The sequence below is a fragment of the Brevibacterium sp. S111 genome (assembly GCF_004745075.1).
GTDB lineage: Bacteria > Actinomycetota > Actinomycetes > Actinomycetales > Brevibacteriaceae > Brevibacterium.
The window spans coordinates 256,925-270,515 of the sequence record NZ_RHFH01000002.1; the positions used below are offsets into that span (position 1 = coordinate 256,925).

The 13,591-nt window shown below is 59.2% G+C and carries 13 protein-coding genes; 8 read left to right on the plus strand and 5 right to left on the minus strand.

Going from position 1 to position 13,591, the window contains the following annotated elements; translation table 11 throughout:
• Positions 1-139: 139 nt before the first annotated feature.
• On the minus strand, positions 140-1,816 hold the full coding sequence (dnaA, locus tag EB836_RS03510; RefSeq protein WP_135537703.1) for a chromosomal replication initiator protein DnaA: 1,677 nt from the start codon (positions 1,814-1,816) through the stop codon (positions 140-142).
• Between the two features lie 415 nt (positions 1,817-2,231).
• On the opposite strand from dnaA, the gene rpmH reads away from it, so the two are divergent.
• The 7 genes from rpmH to EB836_RS03545 all read left to right on the plus strand — a co-directional run bounded on the left by rpmH (position 2,232) and on the right by EB836_RS03545 (position 6,342).
• Positions 2,232-2,369, plus strand: coding sequence for a 50S ribosomal protein L34 (rpmH, locus tag EB836_RS03515; protein ID WP_135537704.1), 138 nt, complete (start codon positions 2,232-2,234; stop codon positions 2,367-2,369).
• Between the two features lie 2 nt (positions 2,370-2,371).
• Complete coding sequence (gene rnpA / locus EB836_RS03520) at positions 2,372-2,737, plus strand: ribonuclease P protein component (RefSeq protein ID WP_135537705.1); 366 nt, start codon at positions 2,372-2,374, stop codon at positions 2,735-2,737.
• Positions 2,721-3,077 carry a membrane protein insertion efficiency factor YidD gene (gene yidD / locus EB836_RS03525; protein WP_240689567.1) on the plus strand — a complete coding sequence of 119 codons (357 nt, stop codon included), beginning with the start codon at positions 2,721-2,723 and terminating at the stop codon, positions 3,075-3,077. Before rnpA ends, yidD begins: the two co-directional genes overlap by 17 nt.
• Before the next feature lie 136 nt (positions 3,078-3,213).
• A complete protein-coding gene (yidC, locus tag EB836_RS03530) occupies positions 3,214-4,167 on the plus strand; it encodes a membrane protein insertase YidC (protein ID WP_135537706.1) in 954 nt (317 codons plus the stop codon).
• A gap of 10 nt (positions 4,168-4,177) precedes the next feature.
• Positions 4,178-4,723, plus strand: a complete 546-nt coding sequence (locus EB836_RS03535; protein ID WP_135537707.1) for a R3H domain-containing nucleic acid-binding protein — start codon at positions 4,178-4,180, stop codon at positions 4,721-4,723.
• Positions 4,716-5,378, plus strand: coding sequence for a 16S rRNA (guanine(527)-N(7))-methyltransferase RsmG (rsmG, locus tag EB836_RS03540; RefSeq protein ID WP_135537708.1), 663 nt, complete (start codon positions 4,716-4,718; stop codon positions 5,376-5,378). The genes EB836_RS03535 and rsmG overlap by 8 nt, the downstream gene beginning before the upstream one ends.
• A gap of 67 nt (positions 5,379-5,445) precedes the next feature.
• Positions 5,446-6,342 (plus strand): ParA family protein, encoded by an 897-nt coding sequence (locus tag EB836_RS03545; RefSeq protein ID WP_135537709.1) that lies wholly within the window; start codon positions 5,446-5,448, stop codon positions 6,340-6,342.
• On the opposite strand, the gene EB836_RS18395 is transcribed toward EB836_RS03545, so the two are convergent.
• The gene (locus EB836_RS18395) at positions 6,259-6,954 is read right to left on the minus strand and encodes a hypothetical protein (RefSeq protein ID WP_240689568.1); all 696 of its coding nucleotides are present in this window, start codon (positions 6,952-6,954) and stop codon (positions 6,259-6,261) included. The genes EB836_RS03545 and EB836_RS18395 overlap by 84 nt on opposite strands.
• Positions 6,955-7,021: 67 nt before the next feature.
• Between EB836_RS18395 and EB836_RS03550 the strand changes: the two genes are divergently transcribed.
• Positions 7,022-8,248 (plus strand): ParB/RepB/Spo0J family partition protein, encoded by a 1,227-nt coding sequence (locus EB836_RS03550; protein WP_240689569.1) that lies wholly within the window; start codon positions 7,022-7,024, stop codon positions 8,246-8,248.
• Positions 8,249-10,937: 2,689 nt separating this feature from the next.
• On the opposite strand, the gene EB836_RS03555 is transcribed toward EB836_RS03550, so the two are convergent.
• The 3 genes from EB836_RS03555 to trxB all read right to left on the minus strand — a co-directional run bounded on the left by EB836_RS03555 (position 10,938) and on the right by trxB (position 13,569).
• Positions 10,938-12,074, minus strand: coding sequence for a peptidoglycan-binding protein (locus tag EB836_RS03555; protein WP_240689570.1), 1,137 nt, complete (start codon positions 12,072-12,074; stop codon positions 10,938-10,940).
• Between the two features lie 101 nt (positions 12,075-12,175).
• On the minus strand, positions 12,176-12,493 hold the full coding sequence (gene trxA, locus EB836_RS03560; protein ID WP_135537710.1) for a thioredoxin: 318 nt from the start codon (positions 12,491-12,493) through the stop codon (positions 12,176-12,178).
• Between the two features lie 104 nt (positions 12,494-12,597).
• A complete protein-coding gene (gene trxB / locus EB836_RS03565) occupies positions 12,598-13,569 on the minus strand; it encodes a thioredoxin-disulfide reductase (RefSeq protein WP_135537711.1) in 972 nt (323 codons plus the stop codon).
• Positions 13,570-13,591: the final 22 nt, after the last annotated feature.

Below are 13,591 nucleotides of genomic sequence, written 5' to 3' on the forward strand. Positions count from 1 at the left end.
CGAGGGCGTCGGTGGGCGCTTGGGTAAACACAAGCATGTAGTTCACATCTTTCCACTCAGGCAGCTGGTCTGTCCACCGGTCTGTCCCCAGCTGTGAGCAATTGTCCCCAGGGTTATCCACAGATGTGCATACCGCGTTCTATAGGCGGTGCTGTTGTTTAATGCGGTTTGTGAGTTCAGTGACCTGCGTGTAGACGGCTCGTCTTTCGGCCATCTGAGTTCGAATCTTCTTGTTCGCGTGCATAACGGTGGTGTGGTCGCGTCCGCCGAAGGCCTGACCGATCTTCGGCAGGGACAGATCGGTGAGCTCCCGGCACAGGTACATCGCGATCTGTCGGGCCGTGGTCAGGGTGCGGGAACGCGAAGTACCGCACAGGTCGTCGAGCGTGAGGCTGAAGTAGGCAGCGGTCTGACCCATGATGTCGGCGGCAGTCACCGCAGGAGTGTCGTCCTGGGTGATGAAGTCCTTGAGGACGGTCGCGGCCAGGGAGACATCGATCTGCTGGTCGTTGAGGTTCGCGAACGCGGTGACGCGGATGAGTGCCCCTTCGAGTTCGCGGATGTTCGAGGACACACGGGAGGCGATGTATTCGAGGACATCGTCGGGGACATCGAGGTGTTCGGCGGCGGCTTTGCGCCGCAGAATCGCGAACCGGGTCTCCATATCCGGCGGCTGCACGTCGGTGAGCAGGCCCCATTCGAAGCGGGAGCGCAGCCGCTCCTCGAACCCTTTGAGCATCTTCGGCGGCTGGTCGGAGGTGATGACGACCTGCTTGGCCTCATTGTGTAGAGCATTGAAGGTATGGAAGAACTCTTCGACCGTCGCATCCTTGCCCTGCAGGAACTGGATGTCGTCGATCATGAGGATGTCGACTTCGCGATACCGACGCTGGAAGGCCGGGCGCAGCGCGTTCGAGGTCTTCGACGAACCGATCGTGTTGATGAAGTCGTTGACGAACTCTTCGCTCGAGACGTACTTGACGCGGATCTCAGGGAAGAGCTGAGTCGCGTAGTAGCCGATCGCGTGGAGCAGGTGGGTCTTGCCGAGTCCCGAATCCCCATAGATGAACAGAGGATTGTAGGCCTTGGCAGGAGCTTCGGCGACGGCGAAGGCCGCAGCATGGGCGAAGCGGTTCGAAGCACCGATGACGAAGGTGTCGAAGGTGTACTTCGGGTTGAGCTGGGCGACGCCGGGAGCATCGACGGGCGGGACCATGGGGGCGGCGGTCGCCTCGGCGATCTTGAGTTCGCGCTCGGTCATCCCCTGCGTCGACCGTGCCTGGTGTGTCTGCGGCATCTGCGGTGCGGCAGGTGCCTGGTGGCCGGTCGGGTGACCGAAATCCTGCCCGGCGGGTGCCGGCGCCAGGGAGGGGGCAGCCTCGGTGCGCGGTGATTCCGGATTCGGCTGCTGAGCGTCGGGCATCGGCCGCTGGTCCTGGACCGGGGCGGGAGCTCCCGTCGCCGAGGTGGAGGTGACCGGATCGATGGGAACCTGAGGTCCCGGGGTCGGTTCCCCGATGAGATCTTCGAAGCGGATCGGCACGTCGAGTTCGGGATCGACGACGAAGCCGAAAGTCACGTCGAAGCCGAGAACCTTGGAGAACTCCCTGGTCAGAGGACCGAGAAGTCGAGTCTCGATGGTGCGGCGGGTGTGTTCGTCGCGCACGGCGAGGAGAACGAGCGCATTGTCCACGAGGGCTTTGGGCACAGCGAGGGAGAGGAATCCCTTCTGATGCGCCGTGAGTTCCGGGTCCTGATCCAGGGTTGAGACCACCGTGCGCCAGCGGCTGATGAGCTCATTCTTGGAGTTCGACACCGTCAATCTTCCTCAACTTTCAAAATATTCGTTCTCGGCGTGATCCACACCTGTGCATGACTTCCACATAGTTTTCCACAGATTGTGGACTCGTGCTGGCTCAGGCCAGTGAATCTCCACACTCGTGGATAAGCTTGTGGAAAACTACATGAGTGTGACTTGTGGACGAGGTCGGATGGCGCGGATGTGAACCGTGATGAATTTTCGCCGAGCGTGATGTGAAACATGGGAGCCGCGTTTGACCGTCTGGTTGCGGCCTCGCTAAGATGGAGTGTCCTGTGTACCGGGCTTCATCCGATTATCCTGATCATCTTTTGGCTCTTATGCACAGGAGTGCTCGGCGGTCGAGACTCTCACCGCCGTTTTTTGTGAGAACGCACCGGCGTTCACCCGCAACCTAGAATCGGAGACTGAAGTGAGCAAGCGTACATTCCAGCCCAATAACCGTAAGCGCGCCAAGAAGCACGGCTTCCGTCTGCGCATGCGTACCCGTGCAGGCCGTTCGATCCTGGCCGCACGTCGTCGCAAGGGACGTTCCGAACTTTCGGCCTGAGTGTGCTTGACGCGGCGCACCGGATCCGCAGCAGCGAGGACTTCAGACGAGTCTTCAGAGCCGGTGTCCGGGTGCGCTCAGAGCATCTCATGGCGCACTGCCTGAGAGGCACCGATGATACCCACGCTCCTCGCGTGGGTTTCATCGTATCCAAGGCCGTGGGCAACGCCGTGGTGCGCAACCGCACGAAGCGGCGTCTGCGCGAGATCATGCGCCCGCGTCTGGGCGAACTGAGAGCCGGAGAGCTGTTCGTGCTCCGGGCGCTGCCGCACGCGGCCGACGCGGAGTTCTCGGTCCTCGAGGCCGAGGTCGATCAGCTGTTGGCCAAGGCACAGAAGAAGCTGGAACATCGTGGACGCCGAGCATGATCTGAAACATGTCTCCGAGGTGCCCGGCCGTCCGTCCGGCTTCTGGCCGACGGTGGGGTGGATCGTCCGGATCGGGCCGCGCATGCCGTTCGTCTGGTTCATCCGGGCCTATCGGATCGTGGTCTCACCTCTGTACGGCCAAGTATGCCGCTACTATCCCAGCTGTTCCATGTACGGCCTCGAGGCCTTCGAGATACACGGAGTTCTCAAGGGACTGGTGTTAACTGGATGGCGCATACTGCGATGCAACCCGTGGTCCCACGGCGGAGTCGACCACGTGCCGGGTTCGGCGCGGGAGGCCAGATCGAAGATCATTCACGGCGGCGAGGCCCGCAGCTGAAGAACACAGACCACATAGGTCCCCGCAAACACGCGGATCGGCGGACTGGCTCGGGGCGCGTCGAGCGTGTCGCGCCAACCGATGAACAATGGCAAAATGAACGATCGTGACGAATCGTTGTAACGAGGAGAACTGAATGGGATGGATCGACAACCTGCTCTACCCGCTGCAGTGGGTAGTGGCATGGATCCTTGCGATCTTTCATGAGATCTTTACTGCTGTCGGCCTGCCCGCAGACAACGGCTGGACCTGGGTGCTGTCGATCGCCGGACTGACCGTGGTCATCCGCGCTCTGCTCATCCCTCTCTTCGTCTACCAGATCAAGTCGCAGCGCAAGATGCAGCTCCTGCAGCCGGAGATCCAGCGCCTCCAGGCGAAGTACAAGGGCAAGAAGGACCAGTACTCGCGTCAGGCCATGGCCGAAGAGCAGATGGCGCTGTTCCGCGACAACAAGACCAGCCCATGGGCGTCATGTCTGCCGCTTCTCGTGCAGATGCCGATCTTCTTCTCGCTCTTCCGCGTCATCCGCAACATGCCGGACGTCGCGAACGGGTCGATGGACGCTATCGGCGGTTTCACACGGGATCTCGCGGTTCAGGCCGAGAGCTCCTCGGTCTTCGGCATTCACCTCTCCGCTGTGTTCACCGATCCGGGAGTCTCGGTCAAGCTCCTCACCGGTGTCCTCATCGTCATCATGGCCGGCACGATGTTCATCACGCAGAAGCAGATGATGGCGAAGAACATGTCGGAGTCCGCTATGGCGAACCCGATGATGCAGTCGCAGAAGATGCTTCTCTACGTCATGCCGCTGGTCTTCGGCTTCGGCGGTATCTACTTCCCGCTCGGTGTTCTCATCTACTGGCTGGTCTCGAACTCCTGGACGATGGCCCAGCAGCACATGGTCATCCGCAATATGCCCGCACCCGGTTCGAAAGCCGAGAAGGAGATGCTTGAGCGCAAGGCTCGCAAGGGCAAGACTGTGAAGCAGGAAGAGATCCAGGGCCAGACCGCCACCGAGGAGGCCGCGAAGAAGAGTGGCCAACGGCAGCAGCCCGTGAGCAAGAACCGCAAGAAGAACAAGAAGCGCTGAGGACACGAACATGACCGAAGAGAAGATCGACGAGACCTCCGAGCAGACAGCTGAGGAGACCTCGACCAAGCCGAGCCGTGCCGAGCTCCTCGAAGAAGAGGGTGAGATCGCCGCGGACTACCTCGAAGAGCTTCTGGATCTTGCCGATATCGACGGAGATATCGATATCGATGTCGCCGACGGTCGTGCACAGCTGTCGATCGTCTGCGAGGACGACGAGGATTCGAACCTGAAGACCCTCGTGGGCAAGGAAGGGCGCACCCTCGGAGCTCTGCAGGAGCTGTCCCGACTGACCGTGCAGACGCAGACCGGTCAGCGGTCTTGGCTGATGCTCGACATCGACGGCTACCGCAACAGCAGGCGCGATGAGCTCATCAAGAAGGCGAATCGTGCCTTCGACGAGGTCAAGGACGGCGGCGAGGAGTTCGCCTTCAAACCGATGAACAGCTTCGAACGCAAGATCATTCACGACCAGGCGGCACGTGCCGGTCTGGTGTCGGAATCCGAGGGCGAAGGCGACGGTCGTCATGTCGTCGTCCGGCTCGCCGATGACTGATCTGCCTGAGACCGGCAGCGAACTGCCCGAGATCGAAACGCCGCCTGTCGGCACCGAGGAGTACTTCGGTGCGGCATTCCCCGCGGCTCAGCGCTACGCCGAACATCTGGCGACCACTGGCATCGAATGGGGTCTCATCGGACCTCGTGAGGTCGATCGACTGTGGACTCGTCACATCCTCAACTGCGCCGTCGTCGCCGAATACGTCGGTGAGAGCGACGTCGTCGGTGATGTCGGCAGCGGAGCCGGCCTGCCCGGGATCCCGATTGCACTGCTGCGTCCCGACGCGAAGATCGTCCTCATCGAACCGATGGAACGACGCGTCGAATGGCTGAGCATGGTCGTCGATGATCTGGGTCTGGAGAATGTCCGGATCGTCCGCGCCCGTGTCGAGGAGCTCGTGGACGAGGAGATGTTCACTGTCGTCACAGCACGAGCGGTCAAGGCGATGACGACTCTCATCGAATGGACGCGTGAAGTGATCAGCCCTGGAGGCCGTATCCTGGCGCTCAAGGGAGCCTCGGTCGAGGGCGAGCTGGTCAAAGCGAAGAAACTGATCAAGCGATATCGGCTCTCGCAGCCGAAGATCCACGTCGTCGATGGCGGCGGCATTCTCGAGGTCCCGAGTCGTGTCGTCGAGATCGTGAAGAAATAGTACGAAGTAGAGTTGGTCTAGGCTGGATGAGAGCCTTGTGAAACCGATGGATGATGGAGTGCGCCCTATGCCGATCATGGATGAGTCGTCTCCCATTGGTGCCGCGATTGCACGGGACAACCGGCGTGCGGATCGACTGTCGCAGACAACCTTTCCACGGCCGGATGACACCCGCATCTTCACGATCGCGAACCAGAAGGGCGGCGTCGGGAAGACCACGACGGCGGTGAACATCGCAGCGGCGCTGGCCAACCAGGGCCTCAACGTCCTGCTCATCGACATCGATCCGCAGGGCAATGCGAGTACGGCTCTGGGAATCGATCATTATTCCGAGGTCACGAGCATCTACGACGTACTCATCGACGATGTCCCGATGCGTCAGGCCGTGGCTCAGTGCCCGGATTTCGACACACTCACATGCGTGCCTGCCACCATCGATCTCGCTGGAGCCGAGATCGAGTTGGTCTCATTGGTCGCTCGCGAGCAGCGACTGCAGCGGTCTCTGGGCATCTATCTCAGCGAAGAGGAAGCCGCCGGGAACCGGGTCGATTACGTCATCATCGATTGCCCGCCGAGCCTCGGTCTGCTCACTGTCAACGCCTTTGTTGCCGCTCGCGAGGTTCTCATCCCGATTCAGTGCGAATACTACGCACTCGAGGGCCTGAGCCAGCTGCTGAAGAACATCCAGCTCATCCAGAAGCACCTCAATCCGGCGTTGGCGATCTCAACGATTCTGCTCACGATGTATGACGGGCGGACGAACCTCAGCGCACAGGTCGCCGAGGATGTCCGCACTCACTTCCCGGAACAGGTTCTCGGTACGGCGATTCCGCGTTCAGTGCGGATCTCGGAGGCTCCGAGCTACGGGCAGACCGTGATCTCATATGATCCACATTCGAGCGGTGCACTCTCGTACCGAGAGGCCGCAGAAGAAATCGCGAATCGAGGAGTAAGTCGTGGCTGAACGCAAGAAGAGGGGCCTGGGACGCGGCCTCGGAGCACTGATCCCCGACGCGAACTCCAGTGATCGTCCAGTCGATGTCTTCTTCTCCGGCGGGAATGGCGAAGACGGCAAGAGTGAGGGTGAACACAAGACCTCCCGGACCGCTCGTACCGATCCTGCTGCTTCGATGCAGTCCTCACGCCGTCGCAAACCCAAGGCCGGATCTGCAGTGAAGACGGAGAACGAAGCGAAGTCGTCGGACTCGGACTCGTCGAAGTCGTCGACAGCGAAGACAGCGAAATCATCGACCGCGAGTACCTCTCCGAAGACGGCAGCGAAGACGACGACGAAGACGGCTGCGAAGACGACGGCGTCCAAGAGTGCTGGTGCGACTGGCTCATCGTCGAAAACAGCTGCAGGTAAGACGTCCAGTGGAAAGCCAGCGCGCTCGAGCTCGACGACGAAGTCGACCGGCGGCACGAAATCGACGAAGACCGCTGCGGGGGCGACCAAGTCGGCATCCGGTACTCGAAGCACGACGTCGCCTTCCACAACCGCTGCTGCGTCTTCCAACGCCGTTTCCGGCTCTTCCAACGCCGCTTCTGCACCAAAGACAACTACTGCAGCGGACAAGGCTGATACTCCAGCGGGGAAGGCCAATACTTCCGCAGACAAGTCCACAGCGTCGTCAAAGAAGGACGTGGGCTCCAAAACCGTCGAGCCTTCGACGACCGCAGGTTCCCCAGCCTCCGATCAAGCGACTCAAATTGCTGAATCATCCCCGAAAGCCGTCGCGGATACCCCGGCAGAGAATCCGGATTCTGTCTCTTCAACCGCTGAGTCATCATCGGACGTCCGTGAAACGCATCCCGGTGTCTACACATCATCCGGCTATGACCCGGCCGACAACAAGGCTGATCAGGACGAAGGCAACGAAGACACCGATAATGTATCAACTACATCGGTAGTGGATACTGCTGATAGTGACGCCTCGGGCGATGAGGTCGCGGCTTCTTCCGACGCAGCGAGTGCAGACGACGAGTCTTCAACCTCAGAAGACTCCGCTGCCGCCGGTGATGAAGAAGCAGATCCGCACGATGGCGTCGAATCGATCCCGGACACGGAGTTCGGTGAGATCGACGTCGACCTCATCGATGCGAACCCCCGTCAGCCCCGAACGGTCTTCGATGAGGATCTCCTGGCCGAGCTGGTTCACAGTATTCGGGAGATCGGAGTCCTGCAGCCGGTTGTCGTCCGGCAGAAGCCCAGTGATCGGTCGCGCTTTGAACTCATCATGGGTGAGCGTCGTCTGCGAGCGACGAAGGACGCGGGGCTCCCGACGATTCCTGCGATCATTCGATACGTCGAAGACACGGATCTACTCCGAGACGCACTTCTCGAGAACCTGCATCGGGCGGAACTGAATCCGCTGGAAGAAGCGGCCGCCTATGGTCAGCTGCTCGAAGACTTCGGATGCACGCAGGAAGAGCTGTCCGAACGCATCGGTCGTTCCCGTCCACAGATCTCGAATACTCTGCGTCTGCTGCGTCTTCCGCCGCTCGTTCAGCGCAGAGTTGCGGCGGGCGTGATTTCGGCCGGCCACGCGAGAGCGATCCTGGGACTGCGCGAACCCGAACATATGGAAGTTCTTGCGCAGCGCATTGTCGCGGAGGGACTGTCCGTGCGTGCATCGGAAGAAGCTGTTGTGTTGCTCAACCGCGGTGACTCGGCGAATGTTTCACGTGCAACGACGAAGGTGTCTCCGGAATTCATCGCGGTTGCCGAACGACTCGGCGATCGCTTGGATACGAAGGTGAACATCTCCGTCGGTAAGCGTAAGGGAAAACTGAGCGTAGAGTTCGCTAACCAAGAGGATCTCGATCGCATTCTTGGCCTGTTGGGAATTTCTGCCGAAGAAGACGGCTGAACTCCAGAGTTGAAAAGAGTCAACGCCCGGCGGGTGTCACCGCCGGGCGTTGTGCTATCCACACTGAGACATGGGTTTTAGAGTCAAGCGGTTCGCTTCATGAATGTATGATTCCGCGGCCAAACGGCTGATTGCCCTCGCTGAGCTCGACAGCTTCGAATACGGATTGATGCTCGAGCCACTTTTCTAGCTTCAGGCTCCTGTGCCCCTCGGAGGTTGACCGCATCTACCGCTGCCTATCCGGTCCTCACCGGAGAATATAGTTCTTCCTTTGGCACTGTGAGATGCTTGCTCCCCGGGTTGCCTACCCGCCCCGGTGTAATAGCAACTTCGCAAAGGTTGACGCGAAGTGCAGTCGCAAGGGTATCTCCTGCGGCTTGTTTGGGGCCGTTCCACGTGAAACAAAAGCTGGTGTCGATATACCATCGCGGCCCGGATCTGCTTCTCTCGGTTACCATGATGTTCAGTCGACTACTCCGCGACCGGAACGTATATTTTGGTCTATCCGGTTTGAATCGGCCCAGCTGGGTAGCTTCGAAAGTTTGGAATACGTCGGTGGAATGTTTGGTTAGGCGTTGGCCTGGGTCCGACGTTGGACTGGAACTTCACAGCTCCGATGTTTCACGTGAAACTATCAGGGCCACAGCCATACCTGTGCGACCAATCGGTGGCTTTGTCATAGACATACTGGACCGGTGGTTTTTGAAATTGACGTGCTCGACGTATGGGGTTCATGCTTCACGAGAAACGGTGGTGGACGCTATTTCTCCGCCCAATGGAGCTATCTTCTTCTACCGAACGCTATTTTCAAATCGGCCGCGAGATCAGCTCGTGATTGGGGGCGTTCCCTGTGTATTGGTCCGACGCTCTGTTAGACGTTCCATTGTGATTGCTACATGGAGACAGCAGCCGGACGATCGCAGACTCTGTTTCACGTGGAACGTATCAATCAGGAATGCCTGTTGCCTAAGAAGGTGGTCATTAGCGCTGATACCGACATAGTACTCAATCTAAGCAATGGTGTGTCGCCGATATCGATAGGTCACGTTTCACGTGAAACTAGGGCGTCGCCCACAGTTCGATCTGGTGGGTCAAGGCAATTGTCGCCAATGCATGTATTCGTGAACCTGTATCTACGAGGAATTCGGTGCATTCGCATTTACCGGTACCGTCATGCATTTTCGAAGAACTGCTGTCACGTCCCTCTAGCACCAGCACTACCAGGGTAGGTCTGTACTCGCATCGCTTGCTTCAGTACGTGTACTGGCGTATCGGAAGATCGGGGACGATTAAACGGACACGACAGTTTCACGTGGAACGACCCGAAGGGCGCGCTTTTTAACTCAACCTCGTTCCAATGCGTTGAACACCTTCTGCGCGATACCACGGTCCAGACGCTGCTAGTCTTGTGGATCGCTGGCTGCGTGTAGGAAGTTGCTTGTGTCAGATAGGGTACCCATTGAGTTCATTGCCAGAAGGTGGCGCTGGTGGCAGGGCGGGCTGGATGTGTGATCGGCCAACGCGGGGCTTCACGGATTTGCCCAACTCTACGGAACTATCGTGGCGCATCGGCATGCGTGTGGATGACGAGCTCTTTTGCCCCTGCTGTGGTCGTAAGTGTTTCACGTGAAACAAGGTGATACGCCCGAGCTATTGTGAATTGCCGGCCTTGGCCTGATTCGGCGGGCAGGCGTGCCTGGACCACAGTCCCCTCTATATATGGTTGTCGTGTTGTGCTTCCGACAAATTGATGACTGAAGTCGGGAGGAATGCAACTTCACCGTGGCCCCGGTTGATGATGGCGTGCATTGAATCTACCGGTGTGTTCAGGCCGCTGGTTCATCTCGTGAAGTTCCGGGGTCGCATAAGTGATTTCGTTCTATTGGAAGAAGCGAACCGAGGATCGGCGTTACGACACCATAGTGGGTTCATAGTTGACTTTCGGGCGACGGTCCACTCGCTGAGCCGCCTTCATCCCGCTGGGCCGCATCAGGTGTTTCATGTGGAACGGCTAGTTCGATCATTCGTCGAGCGAATAGCTCCAAAGAAGAGGTGCGTGTTGTCCCTTGTAGCACCGGGGATAGTACATCGGTGTCTTGTCACGGCGCCTCCGCTCTTGCTCAACCTTTTCCATCCATCGGAACAAATACTGCTGAATCATCGATAGTTCCAAATATCGCCAATACCGCCCATATTGGTGGGTGTAGCTGCGGTTCCGAGGAGGGCCGTGACTGCGACATGGCATGACTGAGGGGGCCCAAGGAGGTCTTTGACAAGACCGACACTTGCCAGATGCGTCCTTGATGCATCACATGCGCCGCCCGCCGTTATTGGATCCGGCCAAACTGATGGTAGAGACGATTGTGTATCCCGACTACTGAACTCGCCTGCTCCATCCGTTGCGGGCCGGACCTTAAGTAGTGTTCATCTTGGGGTAACTGCCGAAGCCCGTTCTCGAGCTTTGCGTGGTCCTATTTAACGATTAGTGCGTTGTTGTGTTTCACGTGAAACAGCGCGGGCGAAAGAAACGGCGTTGGATTGATTGCCGCTGTGCCCTCTCTCCGGGCCCCCGAGAATTTGAAGAATTGTGTGAGCCGGGACCGGCTGCAGAGCGATGTTTCATGTGAAACGCGGAGCGGCCGGTCGTGGCTAACTGCGGGCGGTCACTACCTGCAGTTGAGCATTGAGGTCAGCTGAGTGCTTTGATCGCTTCGAGGCTGAGGGCGCCAGTCTGAGGATCGTTGTCTTCTCTTATATAGAGGCGCTGCAACCCGGCTGCGATACCATCCGCGATCGAATCGCGAACATATGGATCTTGGAGGCTTTCGAGATCGTCAGCGTTGGTGAGGTACCCGGTGACGACATGGACCTTCGGAGTCTTGAGTCGCTTGAGTGAATACCAAGTTCGCGCATGAGTTCGGCAGTCGAGCATTCCGGTGCGCGCGACGACCTCCCCCTGGATGAGCTCCGCAAGTTTCTGCCCAGTGGGTGAGTTCAGATCGCTCTGTCGTTCATGTCCGAAGTAGAAGGTGGCGATTCCATTCGCATCTTTTGACTTGCTGACATCTGCGGTGACAGTGATGACTGCGGATGCGCCTAGTGCATCAGCCCGATTGACCTCGACGGTATCGCCTTCGAGAAGAAGTGCCCCCGCGCCGATGGCCTCAAGCCGTCCGACAAGGCGAGATGCAATATCGAGAGTGATCTGACGCTCGAGCGCGGACTGCTCTTCCGACATCGGCAGACTCTCGAAATCTACAACTGTAGTTGCAGCCTCGACGACAAACGTCCGTCCGACCAGTGAGGTGCCGGATGCCGCCACTCGCGCACGCTCCTGGAGAGCGAAGAGATTTCCCGTGTCCTGGTTTCGGTTGATGGCATTGAGCCCGCGCAGCGTCTGTGGCCCGGTCACGCCATCGACCTTGGTTCCGAGACTCATCTGCAGTTCCTTGACGGCCGTCTCGGTTCGGGCAGCGTACTCGGCATCGATTCTGCCAGGGTAGAAGCCCAAACCGGCGAGTCTTGTCTGCAGGACGACGACATCATCGCCTGTGAGCACTCTGACGGGGTCAAAGCGAAGCACTCGGTCGCCCAGCTGATATCTGGCCTGTTCGAGCTCCGAAAACGTCTCAGGGCCCAACACACCGTCGCACAGGATTCCGCGGTCCTGCTGGAATTGTCGCACTGCCAGTTCGAAGGGGCGGTCGAAATCGGCCGATTCGGTATCACCGATGTTGAGTCCCAGGCGCGCCATCTGGCTTTTGATATTCGGCAGCATCTCAGAAATGTCACCGCGCGTATAGCGCGGTTGGTTCGTGTTCGTCAATGCGTTGCCAATCTTCTGTGGAGCGGTTGCGGGGGCGGGTTCAATGGTGCAGATACGCCTAAGGCGCCTGTTGATAGTACAACAGGCGCCTTAGAACTCGATCAGATGAATTCGGAGAGCTCATCCTCGAGAGCAGGCTTCGGACGGGCACCGATGATGGTCTTGGCGACTTCACCGTCCTTGAAGACGTACAGAGCGGGGATCGAAGTGATTCCGTAGGTGCTCGCCGTCTCGAGATTCTCATCGGTGTTGACCTTGACCACGTTGAGCTTCTCTCCGTGCTCTTCTGCGATCTGGTCGACGATGGGGCTGACCATGCGGCACGGACCGCACCAAGGTGCCCAGAAATCGACGAGCACAGGCTTGTCGGATTTCAGTACGGTCTCTTCGAATGTTGCATCAGTGACTTCTGTCGACATGGTTGACCTTCCTTCACAACGAGTTTCACTATCGAGAACAGTGGTGCTGGCGGATTCATTCCCGCCTTGGGCGCGGTGCCGCTCCTGAGCGGGATGCAGCTTGATCAGGAAGCGACGGCGGCCTCAGCCGAAACTGGCACCGCAGCGGCGTCAAGATCAGCGAGGTAGTGCTCTGCGTCGAGTGCCGCTGAGCAGCCTGAGCCGGCTGCAGTGATGGCCTGACGGTAGACGGAGTCGATGACGTCGCCGGCGGCGAAGACGCCTTCGACCGATGTCTTGGACGTGCGGCCTTCGACACTGAGATAGCCATCGGGGCGCATGTCGAGCTGGTCGGCGAAGAGGCTGGTGCGCGGGTCGGAGCCGATGGCCACGAACATGCCGGTCACCGGAAGCTCGGAAGTCTCACCGGTGACAGTATTGCGAATCGTCAGACCCGTGAGGGAATCCTCGCCGTGGACCTCGGCGACTTCGCTGTCGAGAAGGAACTCGAGCTTCTCATCTGCCTGTGCGCGATCCTGCATCGCCTGCGAAGCACGCAGTTCCTGGCGACGGTGGACCAGCGTGACCTTCGAAGCGAAGCGAGTGAGGAACGTGGCCTCCTCCAGGGCGGAGTCCCCTCCACCGATGACGGCGATATGCTGATCGCGGAAGAAGAAGCCGTCGCAGGTGGCACACCAGCTGACGCCGTGTCCCGACAGCTGCTTCTCATTGGGCAGTCCGAGTTCACGGTAGGCCGAGCCGGTCGAGAGGATCACGGCTTTGGCCGTGTAGCGAGCACCAAGGGCGGTCTCGATCTCATGAGCTCCGGGGTTGAGCTTGAGGGTCTCGACATCGTCGTAGATGACCTCGGCACCGAATTTCTCAGCCTGCTCGCGCATGCTCTCCATGAGCTCGGGCCCCTGCACACCGGCGGGGAAACCGGGGAAGTTCTCCACATCGGTGGTGTTCATGAGCTCGCCGCCCGCTGTCACCGAACCTGCGATGACGACCGGCGAGAGGTTGGCGCGAGCCGCATAGACGGCGGCGGTGTAGCCGGCCGGACCCGACCCGATGATCACCAGTTGAGTATCAGTCATGTGAAAAGATCCCTGCTTCTGT